Source organism: Desulfovibrio sp. Huiquan2017 (assembly GCF_017351175.1).
Lineage (GTDB): Bacteria > Desulfobacterota > Desulfovibrionia > Desulfovibrionales > Desulfovibrionaceae > Pseudodesulfovibrio.
Genome location: NZ_JAFMPN010000019.1, coordinates 34,049 through 59,441, shown reverse-complemented (window position 1 = coordinate 59,441; position 25,393 = coordinate 34,049). Strand labels below are relative to the sequence as shown.

Genomic DNA, 25,393 nt, shown 5'->3' with positions numbered 1-25,393 from the left:
CGATGATACGATCGGCACGGTTTTCGGAACATCATCAAGGAGTCTTCCATGAAATCCCCCGCCCTTGCGGCCGCAATTTTATGCCTGGCCACCCTGCTCGCGATTCCATCGGCCCTGGCCTGCACCACCATGATCGTCACTCCCGGGGCCAGCGCCGACGAGTCCATGCTGGTCGCTCATTCGGACGACGACGAGTTGGGCGACCAGCGGATCATCTTCGTCCCGGCCCGAAAACAGGAAGGGGAGCGCAAGATATTCTCCGACGCCTACCGCTACCCGCGCATCGTCACCGGCGACCGGGGACCGGGGTACGACACGCCCGGCTTCAAGCCCACCCCATACCTGGCCAAGATCCCCTATGAGCGCATCTGGAAGCTGCTCGGCAGACGGCAGGAGACCTCATTCGCCTACTTCGACGGCAACTACGGGATCATGAACGAAAAGAACCTGATGATGGGCGAATGCACCAACGGGGCCAATTACGAGCCCCGCCCCGGCCGCAAGGGCAAAAACGGGATGCCGCAACGCATCTTCTACAGCGCGGAGCTGTCGCGCATAGCCCTTGAGAACTGCGCCACGGCCCGCGAAGCGGTCAAGCTCATGGGCGCGCTCATCGACGAGTACGGCTTTTTCTCCACCGGCGAGACCCTACTGGTGGGCGACCAAAAGGAGGCCTGGGTCTTCGAGATGTGCGCCCTGCCCGACGCCAAGTACCACTCGGCCTGGGTGGCCCAGCGCGTGCCCGACGGAGAATACTTCGTGGCCGCCAACACCTTCCGCATCCGCGACGTGGTCAAGGACGACCCGGACAACTTCCGATACTCCAAGCTGCTCATCCCCGGCCTGCGGAAGCTCGGCTGGTGGGACGAGACCAGACAGGGGCCCGTGGACTGGCTGCGCGCGGTCAGCCCCGGCGAGTACAACCACCCCTACTATTCCCTGCGCCGCGTCTGGCGGGCCATGGACCGGGTCAACCCCGACCTCGGCCTGTCCCCGTGGGTCAAGGACACCTACACCCGTGATTATCCGTTCTCCATCCCGCCCCGGAAAAAGCTGGCCGTGACCGACGTCTTCGCCCTGTACCGCGACCACTACGAGGGCACGCCGTTCGACCTGACCAAGGGCGTGGCCGCCGGGCCCTACGGCGATCCGCACCGTTTTGTCGGCCCCTACGACGGCAACCAGAACAACGTGGACAAGGAAAAGAAGTTCTACGGCGCATGGGAACGGGCCATCTCGGTCTTCTACCAGGGATACACCTTCGTCTGCCAGACCCGGCCCGACGCCCCGGACATGACCAAGGGACTGGTCTGGTTTGGCCCGGACGTCTCCTCCACCACGGTCTTCGCCCCGTTCTTCGCCAAGGCCACGCAACTGCCCAAGTCCTACCAGACCGGCTCCCCGCAGCGATACGACCCGGCCTCGGCCTGGTGGGCCTTCAACCTCCTGGCCAACTGGTCGCGCCTGAACTTCCAGCGCATGACCAAAGTGGACATCCAACCCGCGCAGCGCGCCCTGGAGGCCGACGCCCTGGCCGCGATCCCGGCCCTGGACAAGGCCGTGGCGGGCCAGCCGGAGGCCGAGCAGCGACGCATGGTCACGGACTTCGGCATGAAGACGGCGGCCAAGACGCTCGACGCCTGGAAGAAGCTGACCTACACCCTGTTCGCCAAATATTCGGATGGCTACATCAACCTGCCCGACCGCGACGCCATCCCCGTGGGCTACCCCTCCGGCTGGCTCGGCGAAACCCAGTACCGCAACGGGCCCACCAAGTACGACATGCCGTAATCGCACCGGCACGGCCTCAGCGTTCCAAAACAAAAAAGCCGGTCCCGGACATCTGTCCGGGACCGGCTTTGCATTGCTCGCGTCCGCCCCTACAACTCGGGCATGGACAGGGGCGGCAGGACGCGCTCCAGGCGCTCGGCCACGGAGAGCATGTCCGCCTCGCAGAAGGCCGGGCCCATGAGTTGCAGCCCCACCGGCATGGCCGAATCCTTGCCCAGGCCCACGGGCAGGGACATGGCCGGGATGCCCGCCAGGTTCGCGGAAATGGTGAAGATGTCCATGAGGTACATCTGCAACGGGTCGGCCTTGTCGCCCTTGACGAAGGCCGTGGTCGGGCAGACCGGACCGGCGATGAGATCGCACTGTTCGAACGCCTTGTCGAAATCCTGGCGCAGCAGTCGGCGGACCTTGGCGGCCTTGTTGTAGTAGGCGTCGTAGTAGCCGCTGGAAAGCACGTAGGTACCCATGATGATACGGCGCTGGACCTCGTCGCCAAACCCTTCGGTGCGGCTGGCGGTGTACATGTCGATCAGTTCCTCGGCCTTGGTGTTGCGGTAGCCGAACCGCACACCGTCGAAGCGCGACAGGTTGGACGAAGCCTCGGCCATGGCGATGATGTAGTAGGTGGCGATGGCGTACTCGGTCAGGGCCAGCTTGACCGGCACGGTCTCGGCCCCGAGCTTGCGCATCTCGTCCACCGCGCCCGCGCAGGCTTCCTTGACTTCCTCATCCAGCCCCGCGCCCCAGTACTCCTCGGGCAGGCCGATACGCACGCCCTTGAGGTCCTCGCGGCCCAGGGCCGCCAGGTAGTCCGGGACCTCTACGTCAACGGACGTGGAATCCTTGGGATCGTGTCCGGCCATGACCTGAAGCAGACGCGCGGCGTCCTCCACGGATCGGGTCATGGGCCCGATCTGGTCCAGGGACGAGCCGTAGGCGATGAGCCCAAAGCGGGAGATGCGCCCGTAGGTGGGCTTGAGCCCGACGATGCCGCAGAAGGACGACGGGGTGCGGATGGACCCGCCGGTGTCGGTGCCGAGCGCGCCGAAGCACTGCCCCGCCGCCACCGTGGCCCCGGAGCCGCCCGAGGACCCGCCGGGCACGCGCTCCACGTCCCAGGGGTTGGCGGTCATGAAGAAGGCGGAATTCTCGGTGGAGGAGCCCATGGCGAACTCGTCCATGTTGGCCTTGCCGATGAACACGGCGCCGGCCTCCTCCAACCTGGCCACGGCCGTGGCGTCGTAGAAGGGCACGAAATTCTCCAGGATCCTTGATCCGCAGGTGGTCTTGACACCCTTGGTGGTCAGAAGGTCCTTGAGGACGATGGGCACGCCCCACAGCGGCTTGGACGCGTCGGGTCCGGCCGCGTCCAGGGCCTCGGCCCGTTGCAGCGCCTCGTCGCCCATGACCGTGATGAGCGCCTTGACCTTGGGCTCGGTGGCCTCGATACGGTCCAGGCAGTGCTTGACCACCTCGACAACCGTCACGTCTTTGCCTTGCAGCAGGGCCGCGATCTCGGAAAGAGTCTTCGTATGCAGTTCAGACATTAATCAATCCTGAATTATTACAAAATATTACACAATGCGCGGAACAATGAAGAACTGGCCGTCCTGTTTCGGAGCATTGGCCAGGATCTCCTCGCGCCGGTAGTCCTTGCGCACCTCGTCCCGGCGCAGCACCGTGGTGTGTTGGACCGGGCTGTACAGGGGGGCCACGTCGTCCGTATCGAGCTCGCCGAGCTTGTCCATGTAGGCAAGGATATCGCCGAGCTGTCCAGCGAACAGTTCCAGCTTGTCCTCGGGCAGGTCGAGCCGGGAAAGCTTGGCGACCTTGGCCACTTCTTCGGGACTGATTTTCATAGGGAATCTCCTTTATGCGCCGCCTAAGGGGCCGACGGCAGATCGGGGCTGGCGACGGGAGTGCCCGCCTCCTCCAGCCGCTTCTCGTAATTTTCCATGCGCTTCTCACGCCGGGCCCGGGCCCGGGCGATGCGCTCGGCGAACTTTTCGGGATCCACGATGCGCTTGCCGTTGGCCGCCGGGGTGAACAGGTACAGGTTCTGGCTGGCCATGCCGTTCGTGTCCCAGGTCATGGGGGCCATGCTGAAGTCCATGTGCTCGGCCGCGTGGATGCGCTTATTGACCAGATCACTGTTCCAGGACGTGGGCAGGGTGCCGAGCTTCCCGGCGAAACGCAAAAAGTCGTAGCCCAGCGCGACCCAGAAATCGGCCTGTCCCAGCCCTTCTTCGGTCAGGGCCGCCTGGAGCGTCCGCCCGCCGTCGGAACCGTCCCACCACGCGCCGGGGCAGACCGCCAGCCGGTAGTAATGCTCGTCCACGTTGCGGGTGTCGTCCAGCGCCCGGCTCCACAGGCCGGGGCCGAGAAAGACCAGTTGGTCGCCCTCATAGAAAAAGAAATTGGGCAGCAGGGTCTGGGCCTGACGCCAGCCGTCCGGGATGAACACGGCTCCGAAGTCCGGCATGGGCAGGGGCACGTCCTTGTTGTCGCTGAAATCGGCGGGCACGTTCAGGAGCTTGCCCACGCGGTGGGTCCACTGCTTGAGCGCGTGCGGCGGATAGGACTGCATGCCCTTGATCCGCCCGCCCAGCGGTGCGGCCTCGCCGTAAAAGGTCTGCGCCATGGTTCGGCCGAATTTCTCCTCGGGGTAGAAGACGGCCAGGTCGGTGATGCCGAGCTTGTCCACGGTCAGGTGGACCAGGCTGCGCACTTCATCGTTGCGGCTGGTGAAGAACCGCCAGGCGTCGCGCCCCTCGGTCAGATCGCCCAGGGAAGACAGGAAGGCGAACACGGCGCGCTTCCGGAACACCCCGTCGGCCGGGGAACCGGCTTCATACAACCGCTTGAAGGCGTCGATGCGAAGCGGGCCGCCGACCACAGTGAAATGGCTCGGCAACTGGGCCAACCGGGTTTCCCAGCCGGGGGCCTCGGTGTTGATCACCCTGAGATCCACATCCACGCCTTCCTGGGCCAACCGCCATTGGGCCAGCCCGGCACCGCGCAGGATCTTCACGCCCACCTTGGCATAGGGTCCGGTCACGGGCAAGGCCAGAGCCAGACCGATGCGCGGCACGCCGAAGCGCGCCTCAAGCTCGGCCAGTTTGTTCCGCAACGGGAGGGGATCGGCCAGTTCGCTCGATGAGGCCAAGTCGCGCAGGGTACGCCAGTCAGCGGACCATGCGTCCTTGTCCGAGGCCGTGCGCACACCGCGCTCGAAAGCCGCCAGGGCATAGGGAAAACGCCATTGATTGGCCGGGGTGACCGCCTTGGCCAGGTCGTCCACCCGAGTATCGTCCATGTCGGCCAGCTTCCGGGAAAAGGCGTGCTCGAGCAGGGACCGGGCCCGGTCGTCCGGGGCCTTGGCGTAGAACGTGTCGAGTACGTCCAAAGCCCGGGGGGAGTCGTCGTGGGCGCGGAAATAATCCGAGTACCACAGGGCCACTTCCTGCTTGGTCTCCCAGGGCACGTTGGCGGCGTCCAGGACCCACTGCAGGTGGTTTCGCAGCCGCTCGGTCTTGCCCAGGGCGGCCATGGCCCCAAGATAGAGACGTTCCCAGTCGGCCCGTTCCAGGGCGGTGGTGTCCATGTTGGCCCACTGCTCCAGGGCGATGCGCGCCTGATGGTAATGGCCGTTTTGCGAGGCGGCCTCGGCCAGCCGGACGTAGAGGGTCGGCAGTTCGCTCTTGACCAGATCGGGACGTTCCAGGGCGGCGGCGTAATACAGCTCGACGGCCTCCCAATGTTCGGCCCGCCATGCGGCGTCGGCCTCCAGCAGGAGATTGGGCGTGGACAGCAGATCCGCACTTTTTACGGGTTGGGTCCGAGGGGCGCAGCCCCAGGCCACGAGGACGACCAGGACCAGGGCGACGGCTATCTTGACGATGTATGTGGAGTTTTTCATGGGGCGGTTCAGTGCATTGTCGGTTCGGCGACGGCCGCAGGCCGCAACCAGATAAAAAAACCCGGCCCGCAATAGTGCGGACCGGGTAATGCTATACTTCGCTTGGCCTGTGAAGGCAAGCCGAACTACTTGACTTCGGTGTAGTCGGCATCCACCACGTCGTCGTCATCCTTGGCCGAGGAGGCTCCGGCGTCGGCTCCGGCCGCGCCAGCCGCCCCGCCGGGGTTGGCGTTCTCGGCGTTCTGCTGGGCGTAGAGCTGTTCGGCCAGCTTGTGGGAAGCCTGGGCCAATTCGTCGGTGCGGGCCTTGATCTGATCGGGATCGTCGGTCTCAAGGGCCTTCTTGACGGCTTCGATCTTGCTCTCGATGTCCGCCTTCAGGGTCGAATCGACCTTGTCGCCCAGGTCGCGCAGGGACTTCTCCGAGGTGTAGACCAGGGTGTCGGCCTGGTTGCGGACCTCAATAAGCGCCTGCTTCTTCTTGTCCTCGTCGGCATGGGCTTCGGCGTCCTTGACCATCTGGTTGATCTCGTCCTCGGACAAGCCGGAGCTGGCCGTGATCTGGATGGACTGTTCGCGGCCGGTGCCCAGGTCCTTGGCGTTGACGTGCACGATGCCGTTGGCGTCGATGTCAAAGGAGACCTCGATCTGCGGCACGCCGCGCGGCGCCGGCGGAATGCCGGTCAGCTCGAAATTGCCGAGCAGCTTGTTGTCGGCGCACATGGGGCGTTCGCCCTGGAAAACCCGGATGGACACGGACGGCTGGTTATCGGCCGCGGTGGTGAAGACCTGGGACTTCTTGGTCGGGATGGTCGTGTTACGCTCGATCAGGTGCGTCATCACGCCGCCCATGGTCTCGATGCCCAGCGACAGCGGGGTCACGTCGAGGAGCAGGACGTCCTTGACGTCACCGGCCAGGATGCCGCCCTGAATGGCCGCGCCCATGGACACGACCTCGTCCGGGTTCACGGAGCGGTTGGGCTCCTTGCCGAAGAAGGACTTCACCTTCGCCTGGACCAAGGGCATACGGGTCATACCGCCGACGAGAATGACCTCGTCGATGTCGGAGGCGGACAGGCCAGCGTCCTTCAGGGCCTTGCGGCACGGCTCGGCGGTGCGGTCCACCAGGTCCTCGACGAGCTTCTCCAGCTTGCCGCGGCTGATCTTGACCATCATGTGCTTGGGACCGTTCTGGTCGGCCGTGATGAACGGCAGGTTGACCTCGGTCTCCACGGAGGAGGACAGCTCGTGCTTGGCCTTCTCGGCGGCTTCCTTCAGCCGCTGCAACGCCATGCGGTCCTTGGACAGGTCGATGCCGTTCTCCTTCTTGAACTCGTCCACCAGGTACTCGATGATCCGATGGTCGAAGTCCTCGCCGCCCAGGAAGGTGTCGCCGTTGGTGGCGCGCACTTCCACGACGTTGTCGCCGACTTCCAGGATGGAGATATCGAACGTGCCGCCGCCGAGGTCGAAGACCGCGATCTTCTCGTTGGCCTTCTTGTCGAAGCCGTAGGCCAGCGACGCGGCGGTGGGCTCGTTGATGATGCGCTTGACTTCGAGACCGGCGATCTTGCCCGCGTCCTTGGTGGCCTGGCGCTGAGAGTCGTTGAAGTAGGCGGGGACGGTGATGACGGCCTCGGTGACGGGCTCGCCCAGATAGGTCTCGGCGTCCTTCTTCAGCTTCTGCAGGATGATGGCGGAGACTTCGGGCGGAGAATACTTCTTGCCGTCGATCTCGACCCAGGCGTCATTGCCGTTTCCGGCCACGATTTTGTAGGGACAGTGTTCCTTCCACTTGTTGACCTCGGGGGAATTCGCGGAGCGACCCATGAGGCGTTTGATGGCGAAGACGGTCTTCTCGGGGTTGGTGACGGACTGACGCTTGGCGATGTCGCCCACCAACCGTTCCTTGTCGGTGAAGGCCACCACGGACGGGGTGGTCCGGCCGCCTTCGGGGTTGGTGATGCATTTCGGATCCTTACCCTCCATGACGTAAACGCAGGAGTTGGTGGTTCCAAGGTCGATCCCTATGATCTTACCCATATGTATGTCCTCCTAAGATATGAAAGTCGTATTCGACGTAAATTTTCGCTACTTTCTTCAATAATCACGCGTTGGGCCTTGTAAAGGCCGGGGTGTCAAAAAACTACGGCTTGTTGACCATGACCTTGGCCGGGCGCAGCAGCCGTCCCTTGAGGCGGTAGCCGTTCTGGACCACCTGGGCGATACAGTTGTCGCCCAGCAAAGGTTCCTCCACGGTGCCCACGGCCTCGTGGATCTCGGGGTCGAACTCGGCCCCTCTGGCCGCCTGCACCGCTTCCAGGCCGTGGCTCTTGACCGCGTCCAGGAATATCTTGCGGGTCATGTCCACGCCGACCACGAAGTTCTTGCACTCCGGGGAGAGGTTGTCGGTGTGGGCCAGGGCCAGATCCAGGTTGTCGAGGATGGGCAGCAGGTCGGCCAGGATGGACTCGCCCGCGTACTTCTTCATTTCCTCGGCTTCGCGGAGCAACCGCTTCTTGACGTTCTCGGAGTCGGCCAAGGCGCGCAGCCGAATGGATTCCGCCTCCTTGAACACGTCGCAGCCGGGGCATACCGACTCCTTGCACAGAGCGGTCAGTTCCTCCTTGCTCAGGGACACCTCGGCCTGTTCCTCGGCGGGAGCGTTCTCCACAGCCGCTTGGGAGGCCGGGCCATCGACGGCCGGTTCCTCGAATATCCGCCCCTCGTCGTCGTACAGACCGTTGATGGGCACTTCGTTTTCGTTTTTAGCCATGAAATCAATTCCTTGAGAAGCGTATTTTGTAATGAAAAGGCTCGCGGGGAGCGAGACCTGAGGGGAAAATAAGCATGGGGATAAGGTTGTCAATAACCGGGACGGCAAGAAAACCGCACGGCGAGCGTCCCTTTTGCAAACCATGAGGCGATCTCGGTGCGGACCGCTTCGCTTCGCGGCCTCGTACAGACCCGGATGCCGGGGCCTAGAGCGGCGCGGGCGGGAACTGGCCGACGCCGTCCTGGGACCGGGAACCGGCCCGTCAGATTTTGAATTGCCCGTTCTCGTAGATCAGCTTCGGGCTGCCGTCCGCGAGCCGGGCCGTGACCCGCTTGGGCTGGGTGTTGACCAGGTCCCAGTGCATGTCGGACGAGTTGAAGCCCAACTCGTACTCCAGCTCCGGCGTGAGCATCTCGGGCGGGCCGGAAAAACTCTCCAGCACCGAGCCACCCAGGGCGATGTGGCAATTGCCGTGATCCCCGCCGAAGTTCTCGTCGAGCAGCGTATGGGCCATGAACCGGTCCACCCGGGAAAACCGCTTGTCGGTCAGAGAGAACTCCCCCACCCGGCGCGCGCCCGCATCCGAGTGGAGCTGCTGCTGAACGAAGACCTGCCCCGTCTCGGCCTCGGCCCGGGAAGCCACGCCCCCGGAAAAGTCCAGGGCCATGCCGGACACCAGGTGCCCGTAACGCAGGGTCGGCTGGTCCGCGTAGTAGGTCCCGTCCACCTTGCGCGCGTCCGGGGCCACGTAGATCTCGTAGCCCGGGATGTTGGCCCCGTTCACCCCCACGAAGCGGCGGTTGTCGCCGACGCCCACGGTCAGGTCAATGTCCTCGGACTCCACCTTGAGGGCACGGATGCCCATGCCGTCGAGCCATGCGCAAACCTCGCCGGCCTCCCGTCGCAGCCGACGCCACTCGGCCGCCGGATCGGGCATATTCAGCCAGCAGGCCCGCTTCAGGGCATGGGCGTACTCGTCGAGCGTCACGCCCGCCCCTGCGGCCAGAGCCGCGGTGGGATAGAGGCAGGTGGTCCAGCCCATGTCCCCGGCATGCCTGCGCCGCTGGAGAATGCGCCGGTTGGGCGCGTCGGCCCTCCTCGCTTCGGCGATGGTGCGCGGGTCCACGGTCTGGAGGTAGGTCAATTCCTCCGGGGCGATGATGGTGACGACCCCGGCCGCCCGGGAGTAGAGTTCGGCCAGGCCGGGCTGCTGGAAGAGAAGCTGGCCGTAGCTCGAATTGAGATACCGTTCCATCTCCATGTAGGGCGTGGGCTGGGCCATGGCCACGGGCATGAGGTGCATGTCCATGAGCCGGGAATAGACCGCCTCGGCCAGGGCCAGCCCGGGGATGTCGTAGCGGATGATGACCATCTCGCTGTTGCGCAGGGGGCGTTTCCTGGACTGGTCCAACGCCCAGGTCAGGACCTCGGCGTAGTTCTCCATGTCGGTCTGGTCGTACAGCGGCACACGGGCTCCTCGGGTTCGCGCCACAAATCGGGCGGTGCCCAAGGGTAGCCAATGGGGGCGGGGACGGGCAACCGTTTTCCCTGCTCCGCCCGCTTTACATCCCGAACGGGTGGCCGTACACCGAAGGCATGCCCGTACTGCCCATACCCGATTATCGACCCCCGTTCCCTTTCGCCTCGGGCCACCTGGCCACCCTCTACCCGCCGCTCTTCAGGCTCACTCCCCTGACCGCGCCCGAACCCGAACGCGTGGAGCTGGCGGACGGCGATTTCCTGGACATGGACTGGCACCGCTCGCGCACCGGCGAGACCAACCGGCTGGTCGTCGTCAGCCATGGCCTGGAAGGCAACGCCCGGCGTAAATACGTGCTCGGCATGGCAGCCATGGCCAACACCCTCGGCTGGGACGCGGCCTGCTGGACCCAGCGCGGATGCGGCGACGAGCCCAACCGGCTGGCCCGCTGCTACCACTCGGGCGAGACCGGCGACCTGCACGAGATCATCCTGCACTGCCTGTCCACCGGACGTTACGGCAAGATCGTGCTCATAGGCTTTTCCATGGGCGGCAACCAGATCCTGAAATACCTGGGCGAGGCCCCGGACCGGGTGCCCGAGCAGGTGGTCGGCGGTGTGGCTTTCTCCACCCCCTGCGACCTCGACTCATCCGAGCGGGTCATCTCCGCCCACCGCATCTATTTCGAATATTTCATGCGCGGCCTGCGCGAGAAGATGCGCGAAAAAAGCGAGCGATTCCCGGAGCTGGTGGACGCCTCGAAACTCAAGGGCATCCGCACCCTGCGCGAATTCGACAACCGCTTCACTGCGCCCATCGGCGGATTCGCGAACGCGGCCGACTACTACGCCAAGGCGTCCTCCCTCCAGTTCCTGCGCGCCATCCGCGTGCCAACCCTCATGGTCAACGCCCAGAACGACCCGTTCCTGACCCCTTCCTGCTTCCCGGTGACCGAGGCAATGTCCAACCTGAGCCTGTTTCTGGAGACACCGCTCCACGGCGGGCACGTGGGCTTCGTGACCAAGGATCGGGACAACGTCTATTGGTCCGAACGGCGGGCCGCAGCCTTCCTCAAGACAGTTCCGGCCTAAGCTTCGCCTTTCCCCGGATGTAACAAGGCCCGCGCGCAGTCTCCTGCGCGCGGGCCTTGTCGCGTCCTTTCGCCGGGGCTCAGTTGAAGCGGCAGCGCTTTCTGACGGCCAGCAGGGCCAACAGCGGAATCGCGGTGCCGAAGACGCCGAGCACGCCCAGGACCATGGGCTTGTGGGGCCAATCCAGAGAAATAAATTGCATGGACAGGGCCGCCACGAAGAATATCTCAAAGGTCAGTATGCCAGAAGCCGCCCCCACATCCGTGTCCACCTGGTCGAGGATCATGGAGTTGGAGATGGGCCTGGAAAAGCCCACGCTCAGGGACATGCAGAACATGGGGATGGCCAGGGTCAGGGGCGTGTGCCCGCCGAGGATGAACATCAGAATAGTCGAGGCGAAGAGGAAGGCGAACGTGGCGTAGAGCATGTTCAGGGGCTTGTACGCGCCGACCATGCGGGTGCAGACGAAGGACCCGAGCATGAAGCCGATGGCGTTGGCCCCGAAATAGATACCGAAGGCCTGTTCGGAAAGCCCCAGTTCGTTGATGTACATATCCGCCGAGCCGCCGATAAAGGCGAAATGGGGCAGGGACATGAGGGCGAAGCCGGTGGCCAGGACCATGAACGGCAGGTTCCTCAACACCAGCCGATACCGTCCGGCCACGGACAGGAAACCGCCCCGGGTGAACTCCGTGAGCGGCTCCTTGAGACGCAGAACGCCGTACAGGCCGATCAGGGCCAACCCCACCTGGACGATGAATATCCAACGCCAGGAGGCGAACTTGAGCATCAGCCCGCCGATGGACGGGGCCAGCATGGGAGCCAGGGCCATGATCACCCCGATGTAGGCCAGAATCTTCTGCCGCCGCGGCCCCTCGTAGAGGTCCTTGGACAGGGCCAGGGCCAGGGACGCCCCGGCGGCCGCGCCCGCAGCCTGAAAACACCGGAACGTAAGCAGAAAGGAAATGGACGGGGCCAGAGCGCAGCCGACGGAAGCCGCGATGAACAGGAGCAGTCCGCCTATGAGCACCGGCTTGCGCCCGAAACGGTCGGACAGCGGGCCATGGATAAGCAAAAAGATGCTGAACACGCCCATAAACAGGACCATGGACAGGTTGGCCGTGGCGTAAGTGATGCCCCACTGCGCCTGCAGGGTGGGGATGGCGGGCAGATACATGTCCGTGGACAAGGGAGGGAAGGCCGCCAGCAGAGCCAGCAGGATCAGATTGGGCATGAAAACCTCGATAATGGTTGAAGGCGCAACCTTCGGGAAAGCGCGGCCGGATGTCAAGAGCGATCTTCCTCGGCGGCAAAAGGAAAAGGCCGACGCCCGAACCGGGCGTCGGCCTTGAATGTCGTCGTGGCGCAGGCTTATTCGAAGACCAGTTCTCCGCCGCGCTCGTCCACGGTCACGGTCTGGCCGTCGGCCAGGTCGCCGCCGATGAGGCGCTTGGCCAGCGGCGTTTCCAGGTTGTGCTGGAGATAGCGGTGCAGAGGCCGCGCGCCGAAGGACGGGTCGTAGGCCGACTCGGCGATGAACGCCTTGGCCCGGTCCGTCAGGGTCAGGCCGATGTTGCGGTCTTCGAGCCGCGAACGCAGCCCGTTCACCAGCAGGTCGATGATGCCGATGAGCTGTTCCTGGGTCAACGGCCGGAAGAGCACGGTCTCGTCCACACGGTTGAGGAACTCCGGCCGGAAGTGACGGCGCAGGACCTCGCGGACCTGGTCCTCCACGCCCGGCTTGAACTCGCCGGACTCGTCGATGCCGTCGAGCATGAACTCCGCGCCGAGGTTGGAGGTCATGATCACGATGGTGTTCTTGAAGTCCACCGTACGGCCATGCGAATCGGTCAGCCGCCCATCGTCCAGGATCTGCAGGAGCACGTTGAACACGTCATGGTGCGCCTTCTCGATCTCGTCGAACAGGATGACCGAGTACGGCTTGCGCCGCACGGCTTCGGTCAATTGGCCGCCCTCGTCATAGCCCACGTAGCCCGGAGGGGCGCCGATGAGCCGGGCCACGGTGTGCTTCTCCATGTACTCGGACATGTCGATCCGGATCATGTTATCCTCGGTGTCGAACAGAGCCGAGGCCAGGGTCTTGCACAACTCGGTCTTGCCCACGCCCGTGGGGCCGAGGAAGATGAACGAACCGATGGGCCGGGTCGGGTCCTTGAGCCCGGCACGGGCGCGGAGCACCGCGTCGGCCACGGCCTGGACGGCCTGGTCCTGGCCGATGACCCGCTCGTGCAGGACGTCGCCCAGTCGGAGCAGTTTTTCGCGCTCCCCTTCCAGGAGCCGGGAAACCGGGATGCCGGTCCACTTGGCGATGACCTGGGCGATGTCGTCCGGGCCGACCTCCTCCCTGACCATGCGCGGTCCGTCGCCGGTTTCCAGGGCCTCGTTGCGCTCGGCCAGTTCCTTCTCCAACTGGGGCAACTTGCCGTATTCCAGCTCGGCGGCCCGGTTGTAGTCGGGAATCCGCTTGGCCTCGTCGATCTCGCGGCGGGTGGCCTCGATCTCGCCCTTGAGGGCGCGCAACCGTTCGATGCCGGACTTCTCGTTCTCCCACTGGGCCTGCATGGCGGACTGGGATTCCTTGAGTTCGGCCAGCTTCTTTTCCAGCTCGGCCAGGCGCTCGCGGGACGCCTTGTCGGTCTCGCGCTTCAGGGCCTCGCGCTCGATCTCGTACTGCATGATCTGGCGGTTGGCCGTATCCAGCTCATAGGGCTGGGAATCAATTTCAGTACGGATCAGGGCGGCGGCCTCGTCGATGAGGTCGATGGCCTTGTCCGGGAGCTGACGGTCGGTGATATACCGGCTGGACAGCACGGCCGCCTCCACGATGGCCCCGTCCGCGATACGCACGCCGTGGTGTACCTCGAACCGCTCGCGCAGGCCGCGCAGGATGGAGATGGTGTCCTCCACGGACGGCTCTTCCACCAGCACGGTCTGGAAACGCCGTTCCAGGGCCGGGTCCTTCTCGATATACTTACGGTACTCGTCGAGCGTGGTCGCGCCGATGCAATGCAGTTCGCCGCGCGCCAGCATGGGTTTCAGAATGTTGCTCGCGTCCATGGCCCCGTCGGTCTTGCCGGCCCCCACGATGGTGTGCAGTTCGTCGATGAACATGACGATCTGTCCGGCGGATTCGGCGACCTCCTTGAGCACGGCCTTGAGCCGTTCCTCGAACTCGCCGCGGTACTTGGCCCCGGCGATAAGCGCGGACATGTCGAGCGAAAAGACGGTCTTGTCCTTCAAGCCCTCGGGCACGTCGCCCTTGACGATGCGCTGGGCCAGCCCCTCCGCGATGGCGGTCTTGCCTACGCCCGCCTCGCCGATGAGCACCGGGTTGTTCTTGGTCCGGCGGGACAGGATGCGGATGACGCGGCGAATCTCGGAGTCGCGGCCGATGACCGGATCGAGCTTGCCCGAACGGGCCTCCTCCACCAGGTCGCGGCCGTACTTCTTCAGGGATTCGTAGGTGGCCTCGGGGTTGTCCGAGGTCACGCGCTGCTTGCCGCGCACCTCCTCCAGGGCGGCCAGGACCTTGTTCTTGTCCAGGCCGAACTGCCGGTTGACCCGGCCCACGCCGGAGCTTGCGGGCTCGTCCATGAGGGTGGTGAAGACGTGCTCCACCGAAACGTACTCGTCCTTCATGCGCTTGCGCATGTCGTCGGCGGCCACCAGGGCTTTCTGCATGCGCTGGGTGACCATGACCTGATCCGGGCGTGCGCCCGAGCCGGACACGCTGGGCATCTTGGCGATCTCGGCGTCGATGGCTCCGAGATAGGCATCCGGAGCCACGCCGAGCTTGCGCAGGATCTGGCCCGCCAGGCCGTTTTCCTGGGCGACCAGGGCGTGCATCAGATGCTCGCAGTCTATCTGCTGATGACCGCTCCGAATGGCCAGATTCTGGGCCTCGGAGACGGCTTCCTGGGTTTTGCGGGTAAACGTGTTGATATCCATATGATTATTACCTCCTCACGAAATATGTCGGTCAGACGAGACGCTTGAGCTCCTCGACCTCGACCTCCAGCTCCTCGACCCGCTCAAGCAGGTCCACGATGATGGACCCGCCGTAGACCGAGACTTCGAGATCGTGGACCAGGCGCATGAGCTTGTGAATGCGGTAGACGTCCTTGAGCCGGAACAGATACTCCTCGGCCCCGGTCTTCTTGGGGCTGATCCAGCCGAGATCGACCAGTTCGCTCACCTCGGCGGGATGGATGGAGGTCAACTGGACCAACTGGGCCCAAGCCACGTATTCGCTGCGCTCGGGCAGGTTCAGGCCCGGCATGTGCATGATCATTTCCTGCAATTTTCTTGTGGTCATTATCCTACCCCTAGAACGTTCTCGGCTTGAAGGCCGAAACCTTCCCCAATTGTTCGAACAGGTCGCGCTCCTCGGCCGAAAGCCGCTCGGGGACCTGGATCATGATACGCACGTACTGGTCGCCCTTCTTGGCCCCGGAACCGAGCCCCCGGGCCTTGATGCGCAGCTTCTTGCCCGAGCCGATGCCCGGCGGAATCTTCATCTCCACGGCTCCGTCCAGGGTGGGGATGCGCGCGGTCGTGCCGAGCGCGGCCTCCCAGGGACTGAGCGGCAGATCGAGGATAACGTCCGATTCGGAAACCTTGAACATGTGATGCGGCATGAGCCGGATCTTCAGGTACAGGTCTCCCTTGGGGCCGCCGTTCATGCCGGGATTGCCCTGGCCCGCCAGCCGAATCTTCTGGCCGTCCTTGATGCCCGCAGGCACCGTGACTTCGAGAGTCTTGGTGGTCATGCGCGGGATGCCGTCGGGACCGCTGGTCTGCTCCTGCAGGGTGATGGACTTCTTGCCGCCCCGGTAGGCTTCTTCCAGGCTGAGTTCGTAGGACGCCTCCGAGTCCGCGCCCCTGCGGGGACGCGGTTTGTAGCCGCCACCAAAGTCGCCCTGGGAAAAGCCACCCGACTGGAAGCCGCCGCGAAAACCGCCGCCTCCTCCGCCGAAGATGGTCTCGAAAAAGTCGGAGAAGCCCCCGCCTCCACCGCCGAATCCGCCCCCTCCACTGCTGAAGTGGACGTTCTCGTAGCCCGGCGGCGGCTGGAAGTTCTGCCCGTGTTCCCAATTGGAGCCGAACTGATCATAGAGCTTGCGCTTTTTCTCGTCCTTGAGGACTTCGTAAGCTTCGTTGATCTCCTTGAACTTGTCCTCGGCTTCCTTGTTGTTGGGGTTGAGATCGGGGTGATACTTTCGGGCCAGCTTCTTGAAAGCCTTGCTGATCTCATCCTTGGATGCGGAGCGGGACACTCCGAGAAGTTTGTAGTAGTCTCTATATTCCATTGGGATCGTTTTCCTTGATGCTGACGAATTGTATTTATCTCAATGCTCACCTAAAATAATATGTCGTTGCGAGGTGTCAAGTCCGAAATCACGGCAACACGATATTTTTCCACAGAGTTATCCACATACCTTGGAAGGAGGAAATATGCGACGGTTCCCGTTTCCCGTCCTCGGCCCGCTGCTCCTGTGCCTGACCCTCTCGTCCATCGCCTGGACCCCTTGGGGGGCGATTTACGACAGTGCGCGCGACGAGCGCAGCGTGGGCGACCAGGCCGCGGACAAGAAGATATCCCTGGCGATCAAAAAGGACCTGGCGGACAAAGACTCCGGCGCGGCGCTCAAGATCCACGTCTACAGCTTCCTGAAGCACGTCTATCTGGTGGGGGCGATCAACGACAACGCGTTCCGCGCTTTTGCCGTAAAGACGGCCAAAGGAACCGAGGGCGTGATTAGGGTGACCACCTATTTCGTGGCCGAGTCGGACACGACGGCGGACGACCTGGAACTGGCGGCCAAGGTGCGCGCCGAACTCATCGGCAACGGCGACCTGAGTTCCACCCAGATCGAGCAGGAGGTTCTCAACGGCGAGGTCGTCCTGCTCGGCATGGTCCGGAGCAAGGCGGATGCGGCCCTGGCCGTGAAGGTGGCCCGGAGCGTCGGAGGCGTACGCAAGGTCACGTCCTTTCTGATCCCGTCCGAGTAGGGAGACGGGCCTTCGCGGCCCGGAGGGTTCAGGCCGCCGAACGGTGCGCCGCCGAGGGACGGCACTGGCCGAGGTTCAGGGCGTCGATCAGGTCCCGGGTGGAATTGACCGGCACGGTGAACCGCGTTGGGCAACGGCCCAGTTCGTCCAGGGAGTGGGCGTCGGACCCGGCCACGAAGGTCATGCCGTACCCCGTGGCCAGTTGCAGGGCTTGGCGGTTCTCGTCGGCGGTGTTGCGCCCGTTCTCCACCTCGGCGACAGCGCACAGCCCCCGGTCGAAGAGGACCGGATCGGCCGGACGCCAGGTCCGGCAGGGGTGGGCGGAAATGACCGCGCCGCCCATGGCGCGCACCTCGGGAAGCAGAACCTCGGCAGGCAGCCCCAAGGGCAGGGAACCAATGTCGCCGAAAAGAAGAAAATCGCCCTGTTCCGTGGTGTACTCCATGCCCACGACGACCAGCAGTCCGTCGGGCTGAAATCCCTCCCGGCATTGGGTCAGGATGGACATGGTGTCGTGATCGGTGATACAAACTGCGTCAAGTCCCAAAGACCTGGCGTTGACCAGGATTTCGGACGGTTTAAGGACGCTGCACGGCGAACATGTGGAGTGTACGTGAAGGTCGATCAGCATATCAATATTCTACACCCGCATCCGCCCATTGCAATGAGATTGTATACATGAGAACCATTATTAGAATAGAATTTTTCTATACATCTGCCGAGGCCACCCTTGCCTGATACATGCCTGCTCATCCTGCTGGACGGTCTGGGCGACCGTTCCCACGCAGGCCTCGGCCATCGCACCCCGCTCCAGGCGGCGGCCACGCCCTGCCTGGACCGCCTGGCCGAACTTGGAGCCACCGGTCTGTACCACGCGTCCTTCCTCGGCCAGCCCCTGCCCTCGGAAAACGCCCATTTCGCCCTGTTCGGCGGACTGCCCGACGAATTTCCAGGACGCGGCGCGCTGGAGGGGCTGGGCGCGGGCCTGGACCTCGATCCGAAGGACGTAGCCCTGCTCGCCCACTTTGCCCACATTAGCCCGGACGGGGACAACCGCCTGACCCTGCTCCACGACAAGGTGGCCGCCACCCCCGACGAGGCCGACACCCTATTCGCCGCCCTGCCGCCGTTTTCGCGCGACGGCGTGACCGCCACCCTCCACCCGGTGGGCGGATTGTTCGGCGTACTCGTGTTGCGCGGCGGAGCCTCGCCTTTCGTCACCGACACCAATCCTATGGTGGACGGCCGCCTCCTGCCCCGCCCCCTGCCCCTGCGGGCGCACGCCGACGATCCGGCGGCCCGGCGCACGGCCGCCTTCCTGACCGACTATCTGGTCCGGGCGCACCGCATTCTCGCGGACCTGCCCGGTAATCGGAAGCGGGAGCGGGCCGGACTGATCCCGGCCAACGGGCTGGTCACCCAGCGGGCCGGGCGGCTCAAGCCCTGCCCCACCTTGCGGGAACGGTACGGCCTACGCGGCCTGTCCATCGCCACCGGGGCCATGTACGCGGGCCTGGCCCGGTTCACGGGCATGGAATTCCTCCAGGCGCGCGACACCGGCGACCCGGGCGCGGACCTGGCCGAACGCATCCGCCTGGCCCTGGACCGGGCGAACGACTTCGATTTCATCCACGTGCACACCAAAACCCCGGATCAGGCGGCCCACACCAAGGACCCGGAAGCCAAGGTCCGGGCCATCGAATCCCTGGATCGGGGGCTCGCCCGGATGGCCGACGAAATCCTGGCCGACACGCGCCTGCTCCTGGCCGTGACCGCCGACCACTCCACCCCGAGTTGCGGCGCGCTCGTCCACTCCGGCGAACCCGTGCCCCTCTTGTTCGCGGGTGAGGGCGTACGCCGGGACAAGGTTGCGGTCTTCGACGAGATCGCCGTGGCGGGCGGGGCATTGGGCTGCATGCGCGGCCGCGAATTTCTGTTCACGGTCCTCAACTATCTCGACCGCGCCCGGCTGGCCGGCATCCACGACACCCCCGACCCGGTGGAGTATTGGCCGGGCGACCATCCCCCGTTCATCCTCGACCCCCAGGAGTGACCATGCACCCCCTCGGCTTCATCCACGGACGATTCCAGATCCTGCACAACGACCACCTGGCCTACCTGCTGGCGGGCAAGCGGCGGTGCGACAGGCTGATCGTCGGCGTGACCAACCCGGACGCGGCCACCACCCGCACGGAGGCCACCGACCCGAAACGGTCCAGCCGGGAGAACAACCCTCTCTCCTTCGAGGAACGCAAGGCCATGATCGAAGCCGCCCTGATGGAGGCCGGGGTGGACCGGCACGCCTTCTCCGTGATCCCCTTCCCCATCAACTGCCCGGAACTGCTCGAACCATGCGCCCCGCGCGATGCGGTCTACTTTCTGACCATCTACGACGACTGGGGGCGGGAGAAGCTCAAGCGCTTCCGTGAATTGGGCCTGGCGACCGAGGTCATGTGGGAACGGCCCGAGAGGGAAAAGGGCATCAGCGGAACGGATGTGCGCGCGGCCATCCGCGACGGCCTGGAATGGCGCCACCTGGTCCCGCCCGCCGTGGCGGCCCTGGTGGACCGCTGGCATCTGGCCGAACGGCTTCGGCAACGCTGACTCGGGCTCTCAACCGCAAACAGGGCAAAACGCCCTCACCCATCGCCTCACGCGGCAGGCGGCCCCGGCTCCTCGGGGTCGTAGTCCTTGGTCCCCGGATTATAGCAGTAGCGGCAGTGCCCGGGCCTGCGGAACCAGCGGATCAGCACAATCCCGGTAAGGAAACCGCCCACATGGGCCCACCAGGCCACGTTCTGCGAACTCTGGGCCGTGGAAGACAGGCCGGAAAGGATCTGCATGGCGAACCAAAATCCCAGGAACAGGGACGCCGGGATGCGGAAGAAAAAGGGAAAGAAGAAGACCGGAATCAGGGTCAGGACCCGTCCGTGGGGATAGAGCACGATGTACGCGCCCATGACCCCGGCGATGGCCCCGGACGCCCCGACCACCGGCATGATCGACGTCCGCTCGAAGGCCATGTGCGTGGCCACGGCGGCCAGCCCGCAGAGGACATAGAAGAGCACGAACCAGCCGTGCCCGGTGACGTCCTCGATGTTGTCCCCGAATATCCAGAGCATCCACATGTTCAGGATGATGTGCAGCCAGCCCCCGTGCAGAAACATGTAGGTCAGGAACGGCAATCCCAGGGTGTCGGGATAGCCCGCCCAGACCGCCCAGTCCGGCTCGAAAAATCGCGCCGGGACCACCCCGAAGAGATAGAACACCCGGGTCCGGGCCTCGGGCGGCAGGCTGAACACGAAGAGAAAGGCCAGGGCATTGACCGCAATGATGACCGCCACGGCATAGGGCCGGGTCACGCGCGGTACATTGTCGCGGATGGGAATCACGCGGAGTTCCTCGCGGCGTCCAGTTCGGCGGCCAATTCCGGCCACAACGCGCCCATCCAGTCCGAGAACTCCCGGTCGCGCCGCTCCCGGGCCGTCATGGCCGCCCGGTCCAGGCGGCGCGCGCCCTCGGCCAGTTCGGCCAGCCCCCGGTCGTTGTCCACCACCAGATCGCAGGCCGCCAGCTTGTCCGCCTCGGGCCATTGCCAGGAGTCGAACACGGCCAGGGTTTCGGGCGGGAGACGGCGCAGTTCGCGCAATTCCCCGGTGCGCTTGGATTCGGGGCAACGCACCCCGGCCACAAGGTCCACCGCGCCGGTCTTGTGCCAGCCCCCTTCCAGGAGCAGGGGGACCTCGGCGTAGGCCACGGGTTCGTCCCGGTGGCATTTGAAGAATTCCTCGCAACAGTGGCGAACCATGGGGTGAACCATGTCCATGACCTCCCGGCGCACGGCCTCGGACGCGCGCATGGCCGCGAACAGTCCGGGCTTGTCAACGCTGCCGTCGTCCAGGGTATACTGCCCGCCGAACCGCTGCCGGATCATGGCCGCGCCGTCGCCTCCCGGACCATACAGTTCGCCCACGCATCCGTCGGCCGAGAAACAGGGCCGGCCCAATTCGCGCAGAGCCCCGAGCAGGGCGGATTTGCCGCCGCCCGGCATGCCCACGATGCCCACTCGCAGGCATTCGCGGGTCAGCCCGGCAAGCAATGCGCGGAAATCCTCGGGCGGCGCCTGCCAGCGGGTCACCGGCTCGCCCGTCACGGGATGGGGCACGGACAGGTAGAAGGCGTGGAGCATCTGGCGTGGAGCCAGCCCGGCCAGCCGGTCGGGCCGCCGCGACCATTCGGCGTTCTCGCGCGGGCCATAGGCGGAATCCCCGAGCAGAGGATGGCCGATGTGGGCCATGTGCACGCGAATCTGGTGGGTCCGGCCGGTGTGGATGCGCACGGCAACCAGGGAGGCCAGGCCGCGCGGGCCGGTCCAGAGCACGCGGTAGTCGCTGCGCGCTTCGCGCCCACCCTTGTGCAGCACGGCCATGAGGGTCTTGTGATTCGGATGGCGGCCCAGGGGAGCGTCGATGACGCCTTGAGCGGGCTCGGGACGCCCATGGACCAGGGCCAGATAGACCTTGAAGGTCGCGTGTTCGGCGAAGCTCGCGGACAAGGCCAGCCGGGCAGCCTCGGTCCGGGCCACGGCCATGAGCCCGGAGGTGTCCTTGTCCAGCCGGTGGACGATGCCGGGCCGTTGCGGATCCATGCCGCTGTTCTCCGCCGCGATGTCCGGCCATTGATGAATCAAGAGATTGACCAGGGTGGGGCCGGGTTCGCCGGGCGCGGGGTGCACGGTCAGCCCGGCGGGCTTGACGACCATGAGCATATGCTCGTCCTCGTACACGGCCTCAAGGTCGCCCCTGACCGGCTCGGGCGGGGCAACCCGCGCCCCGGCACCGGCTTCGGGCCCAAGGGCCTGGATGACCGCCACCTGGCCCTGGGCCAGCTTCCGGTTGCCCTTGGCCTCCACCTCGCCGTCCACCAGAGCCAGGCCGGACTCGATCCAACCCTTGACCCGCCCCCGGGAAATGCCCTCCCCGGCCAGTTCGCGCCCCCAGAACTTGTCCAGGCGAGTGCCCGCGTCGGCCAGGGAAATGGTCCGTTCCCACTGCTGTTCGGATTTTTCGTTCGTCATGATTAAAGAGATATACCGGGAATCATTGGAAAGTAAAATTCAAATTGGTTTTATGTACTCACTGTTTACAAAATTGGCTCTTGACCGGCCTCCGGCATCAGCTTAGGAAGAAGAAATTTTGCGCAATTGAAACTTTCTTAGATATTATCAAAACCCAAAGAGAGGCAAAGATGGCCTTACACCTGGTTGACCACCCGCTGATCCGGCACAAGGTTGGTCTGCTCCGTCAGCACGACATTTCCACCAGTCACTTCCGGACCCTGGCCAATGAAATCACCCGGCTCCTGACCTATGAAGCCACCAAGGATTTCGAAACCGAGAAGAGAATCATCAAGGGCTGGGCTGGCAAGGTCGAGGTGGACAGCATCAAGGGCAAGAAGGTCACCGTGGTGCCCATCCTGCGCGCCGGCCTCGGCATGATGGACGGCGTCTTCGACATGATTCCCGGCGCCAAGGCGTCCGTGGTCGGCTTCTACCGCAACGAGGAAACGCTCGAACCCGTCCAGTACTACGTCAAGCTGGCCAAGAACATCGAGGAGCGCATGGCGCTCATCCTCGACCCCATGCTGGCCACCGGCGGCACCCTGAACGCGACCATCAAGCTGCTCAAGAAAGCGGGCTGCAAGTCCATTCGCGGCCTGTTCCTGTGCGCCGCCCCCGAGGGCATCGACCGTATCCTGAGCGAGCACCCCGATGTGGACATCTACACCGCGGCGGTGGACGAAAAGCTCAACGACGTAGGTTATATCATCCCCGGTCTCGGAGACGCGGGGGACAAGATATTCGGTACCAAGTAGGTAAGGGGCACGCTGCACAGCGTGCCTTTTTTTGAGCCCAGCGGAACAACATTGGAGTCGGGGGGCTCCGCAACCAAGAGAGAGGAGTCGGCAAACATGAGTGATGTGCATTCCACCGAGTACAATTTCAAACCCAAGGACGCGCTGCTCGGCGCGCAGATGCTCTTCGTGGCATTCGGCGCGCTGGTCCTGGTGCCGCTGCTGACCGGGCTGGACCCGAACGTGGCCCTGTTCACGGCGGGCGCGGGCACCCTGCTATTTCAGGTCATCACCCGAGGCAAAGTCCCGGTCTTCCTGGCATCCAGCTTCGCCTTCATCGCCCCGATCATCTACGGTGTGCAGACCTGGGGCATCCCGTCCACCATGTGCGGCCTGGTGGGCGCGGGCCTGCTCTACGTTATCCTGAGCTTTCTGATCCGCATCTACGGTTCCGGTATGCTCCGCCGCGTGCTGCCGCCCGTGGTCACGGGACCGGTAATCATGGTCATCGGCCTCATCCTGGCCCCCACCGCCGTGCACATGGCCATGGGCCGCACCGGCGACGGCGGCGCCTGGCTGGTGCCCAACACCACGGCCATGATCATCGCGGGCGTGGCCCTGCTGACCACCATCTTCACCTCTCTGCTGGGCAAGGGCTGGATCAAGCTCATCCCGATCATGCTCGGCATCGCCGTGGGCTACGCGACCTCCCTCGTCCTGGACCTGACCGGCTTCACCGCGGCCCAGCAGGCCGTCTTCGATCCGGGCCAGCTCCAGAACTGGACCGCCCCGGCCCTGATCAACTTCGCCAAGATCAGCGAGGCCCCGATCCTGGAAATACCCAAGTTCGTGCTTCCCACCTGGAACCTGGAAGCTATCCTGTTCATTGTGCCCGTGGCCATCGCCCCGGCCATCGAACACTTCGGCGACATCCTGGCCATCGGCGGCATCTCCGGCAAGGACTACGTCAAGGATCCCGGCATCCAGAACACCCTGCTCGGCGACGGCCTGGCCACTTCCCTGGCGGCTTTCCTGGGCGGCCCGCCGAACACCACCTATTCCGAAGTCTCGGGCGCCGTGGCCCTGACCCGCTCCTTCAATCCGGGGATCATGACCTGGGCGGCCATCACCGCCATCATCCTGGCCTTCGTGGGCAAGCTCGGGGCGTTCCTGAACACCATCCCGGTGCCGGTCATGGGCGGCATCATGATCCTGCTCTTCGGCGCCATCACCGTCATCGGCATCAACACCCTGGTGCGCGCGGGCAACGACCTGATGCTGCCGCGCAATCTGGCCATCGTGGCCATCATCCTGGTCTTCGGCATCGGCGGCATGAACTTCGACCTGATCGTGGTCAAGCTCGGCGGCATCGGCCTGGCCGGCATCATCGGCGTGGTCCTCAACCTGATCCTGCCCTGCAAGGACTGCAATGAGCCCCTGCCCGACGAGACCAACCCGTCCGGTCCGGATCACCACACCGACCTCTAAGCGACACGACTCCGCAAGCCCCCCCTTTTCGTCGAAGGGGGGGCCTTTCCGTTTCAAATGGACCGCGCCGCCGATAGCGGCTATGATTCGCCCGTTCAAGGAGAAAAACCATGCGTGAAACCGTGACCGGCCTGGTCCTGACCCTCAACGGCGAGCGACTGCTCGAAAAATGCCTCAAATCCCTCGACTTCTGCGACGAGTTGCTGGTGGTGGACTCGCAGTCCTCCGACCGTACCCGCGAGATTGCCGAGGCCTGCGGCGCGCGGGTCGTGGTCCGGCCCTGGCCCGGGCCGGTGGACCAGTTCCGCTTCGCCCTGGGCGAGGTCGCCACCACCTGGGTGGTCTCCTTGGACCAAGACGAGTTCCTGACGGACGAGTTGCGCCGCAACATCGAAAAAAAGCTGTCGGCCAACGAACGCGTTGCGGGCTACTACGTGCCCCGGAGCTCCTTTTATTTCAATCGGTTCATGAAGCACTCGGGATGGTATCCGGACTATCTGTTCCGCGTGTTCCGGCTTGGGAAGATGGAGGTCACGGCTTCAGGCGCACACTACCATTTCAACCCGCGCGGTGAGACCAACAAGCTGTTGGGCGACATCCTCCATTACCCGTACGAGTCCTTCCGACAGCATATGGACAAGATCAACTACTATGCCGAGGAAGGCGCGGCCGCCCTGCGCGAGAAGGGCCGGAAAGGCGGCGTATGCCGGGCCCTGCTCCATGCCCAGATGCGCTTTGTCAAACTCTACCTGCTCAAGCTCGGTTTCCTGGACGGCACAGCCGGGCTGTGCAACGCACTGGCCGGGTTCTACTACACATTTCAGAAATACATTCGCGTGGACGAGTGTGGGAAATGGGGTGATGGGTAGACAACATTTCTTCCCACTCCCCGAATAAAATTGTTCCGATATTTTCCGCCGTGTGTTAAATCTTCCCCCAACGCGATCACATCCCATTCTTTTG

At 64.4% G+C, this 25,393-nt stretch carries 21 protein-coding genes; 8 read left to right on the top strand and 13 right to left on the bottom strand.

Features of this window, described 5'->3' with window-relative positions:
- Positions 1–48 precede the first annotated feature (48 nt).
- Positions 49–1,791: a dipeptidase gene (locus tag J0909_RS15910; RefSeq protein WP_207264352.1), complete on the top strand. Its 1,743-nt coding sequence runs from the start codon at positions 49–51 to the stop codon at positions 1,789–1,791.
- Positions 1,792–1,880: 89 nt separating this feature from the next.
- Here the strand turns inward: J0909_RS15910 and gatA are convergent, their stop codons facing one another.
- The 6 genes from gatA to J0909_RS15880 form a co-directional block, all read right to left on the bottom strand.
- Positions 1,881–3,338 (bottom strand): Asp-tRNA(Asn)/Glu-tRNA(Gln) amidotransferase subunit GatA, encoded by a 1,458-nt coding sequence (gatA, locus tag J0909_RS15905; protein WP_207264351.1) that lies wholly within the window; start codon positions 3,336–3,338, stop codon positions 1,881–1,883.
- A gap of 27 nt (positions 3,339–3,365) precedes the next feature.
- Positions 3,366–3,650, bottom strand: coding sequence for an Asp-tRNA(Asn)/Glu-tRNA(Gln) amidotransferase subunit GatC (gene gatC, locus J0909_RS15900; protein WP_207264350.1), 285 nt, complete (start codon positions 3,648–3,650; stop codon positions 3,366–3,368).
- Between the two features lie 23 nt (positions 3,651–3,673).
- Positions 3,674–5,710 carry a type 1 periplasmic-binding domain-containing protein gene (locus tag J0909_RS15895; protein WP_207264349.1) on the bottom strand — a complete coding sequence of 679 codons (2,037 nt, stop codon included), beginning with the start codon at positions 5,708–5,710 and terminating at the stop codon, positions 3,674–3,676.
- A gap of 125 nt (positions 5,711–5,835) precedes the next feature.
- On the bottom strand, positions 5,836–7,752 hold the full coding sequence (dnaK, locus tag J0909_RS15890) for a molecular chaperone DnaK (RefSeq protein ID WP_207264347.1): 1,917 nt from the start codon (positions 7,750–7,752) through the stop codon (positions 5,836–5,838).
- A gap of 103 nt (positions 7,753–7,855) precedes the next feature.
- Positions 7,856–8,485: a nucleotide exchange factor GrpE gene (locus tag J0909_RS15885; RefSeq protein WP_207264346.1), complete on the bottom strand. Its 630-nt coding sequence runs from the start codon at positions 8,483–8,485 to the stop codon at positions 7,856–7,858.
- Between the two features lie 262 nt (positions 8,486–8,747).
- Complete coding sequence (locus tag J0909_RS15880) at positions 8,748–9,953, bottom strand: aminopeptidase (RefSeq protein WP_207264345.1); 1,206 nt, start codon at positions 9,951–9,953, stop codon at positions 8,748–8,750.
- A gap of 128 nt (positions 9,954–10,081) precedes the next feature.
- On the opposite strand from J0909_RS15880, the gene J0909_RS15875 reads away from it, so the two are divergent.
- Positions 10,082–11,056: a YheT family hydrolase gene (locus J0909_RS15875; RefSeq protein ID WP_207264344.1), complete on the top strand. Its 975-nt coding sequence runs from the start codon at positions 10,082–10,084 to the stop codon at positions 11,054–11,056.
- A 79-nt stretch (positions 11,057–11,135) separates the two neighbouring features.
- Here J0909_RS15875 and J0909_RS15870 read toward each other — a convergent pair whose 3' ends face one another.
- The 4 genes from J0909_RS15870 to J0909_RS15855 form a co-directional block, all read right to left on the bottom strand.
- Complete coding sequence (locus J0909_RS15870; RefSeq protein ID WP_207264343.1) at positions 11,136–12,290, bottom strand: multidrug effflux MFS transporter; 1,155 nt, start codon at positions 12,288–12,290, stop codon at positions 11,136–11,138.
- Between the two features lie 137 nt (positions 12,291–12,427).
- Positions 12,428–15,025 (bottom strand): ATP-dependent chaperone ClpB, encoded by a 2,598-nt coding sequence (gene clpB, locus J0909_RS15865; RefSeq protein WP_207264342.1) that lies wholly within the window; start codon positions 15,023–15,025, stop codon positions 12,428–12,430.
- A gap of 31 nt (positions 15,026–15,056) precedes the next feature.
- Complete coding sequence (locus J0909_RS15860) at positions 15,057–15,392, bottom strand: chaperone modulator CbpM (protein ID WP_207264341.1); 336 nt, start codon at positions 15,390–15,392, stop codon at positions 15,057–15,059.
- A 10-nt stretch (positions 15,393–15,402) separates the two neighbouring features.
- Complete coding sequence (locus J0909_RS15855; protein ID WP_207264339.1) at positions 15,403–16,386, bottom strand: DnaJ C-terminal domain-containing protein; 984 nt, start codon at positions 16,384–16,386, stop codon at positions 15,403–15,405.
- A 145-nt stretch (positions 16,387–16,531) separates the two neighbouring features.
- On the opposite strand from J0909_RS15855, the gene J0909_RS15850 reads away from it, so the two are divergent.
- Entirely contained in the window at positions 16,532–17,089 is a 558-nt protein-coding gene (locus J0909_RS15850; protein ID WP_207264337.1) for a BON domain-containing protein, read from the top strand.
- 28 nt (positions 17,090–17,117) lie between these two features.
- Here J0909_RS15850 and J0909_RS15845 read toward each other — a convergent pair whose 3' ends face one another.
- Positions 17,118–17,720 carry a PHP domain-containing protein gene (locus tag J0909_RS15845; RefSeq protein WP_207264336.1) on the bottom strand — a complete coding sequence of 201 codons (603 nt, stop codon included), beginning with the start codon at positions 17,718–17,720 and terminating at the stop codon, positions 17,118–17,120.
- A gap of 99 nt (positions 17,721–17,819) precedes the next feature.
- Between J0909_RS15845 and J0909_RS15840 the strand changes: the two genes are divergently transcribed.
- Both J0909_RS15840 and J0909_RS15835 read left to right on the top strand, forming a co-directional pair.
- Positions 17,820–19,142, top strand: coding sequence for a BPG-independent phosphoglycerate mutase family protein (locus J0909_RS15840; protein ID WP_207264334.1), 1,323 nt, complete (start codon positions 17,820–17,822; stop codon positions 19,140–19,142).
- A gap of 2 nt (positions 19,143–19,144) precedes the next feature.
- Positions 19,145–19,693, top strand: coding sequence for a nucleotidyl transferase family protein (locus tag J0909_RS15835; protein WP_207264332.1), 549 nt, complete (start codon positions 19,145–19,147; stop codon positions 19,691–19,693).
- Positions 19,694–19,740: 47 nt separating this feature from the next.
- On the opposite strand, the gene J0909_RS15830 is transcribed toward J0909_RS15835, so the two are convergent.
- Positions 19,741–20,481 carry a rhomboid family intramembrane serine protease gene (locus tag J0909_RS15830; protein WP_207264330.1) on the bottom strand — a complete coding sequence of 247 codons (741 nt, stop codon included), beginning with the start codon at positions 20,479–20,481 and terminating at the stop codon, positions 19,741–19,743.
- Positions 20,478–22,166 (bottom strand): dephospho-CoA kinase, encoded by a 1,689-nt coding sequence (locus J0909_RS15825; RefSeq protein ID WP_207264328.1) that lies wholly within the window; start codon positions 22,164–22,166, stop codon positions 20,478–20,480. The genes J0909_RS15830 and J0909_RS15825 overlap by 4 nt, the downstream gene beginning before the upstream one ends.
- A 170-nt stretch (positions 22,167–22,336) precedes the next feature.
- On the opposite strand from J0909_RS15825, the gene upp reads away from it, so the two are divergent.
- The 3 genes from upp (at position 22,337) to J0909_RS15810 (ending at position 25,299) form a co-directional block, all read left to right on the top strand.
- The gene (gene upp / locus J0909_RS15820) at positions 22,337–22,963 is read left to right on the top strand and encodes a uracil phosphoribosyltransferase (protein WP_207264326.1); all 627 of its coding nucleotides are present in this window, start codon (positions 22,337–22,339) and stop codon (positions 22,961–22,963) included.
- Between the two features lie 96 nt (positions 22,964–23,059).
- Entirely contained in the window at positions 23,060–24,430 is a 1,371-nt protein-coding gene (locus tag J0909_RS15815; RefSeq protein WP_207264324.1) for a uracil-xanthine permease family protein, read from the top strand.
- A gap of 110 nt (positions 24,431–24,540) precedes the next feature.
- On the top strand, positions 24,541–25,299 hold the full coding sequence (locus tag J0909_RS15810; RefSeq protein WP_207264322.1) for a glycosyltransferase family 2 protein: 759 nt from the start codon (positions 24,541–24,543) through the stop codon (positions 25,297–25,299).
- Positions 25,300–25,393: the final 94 nt, after the last annotated feature.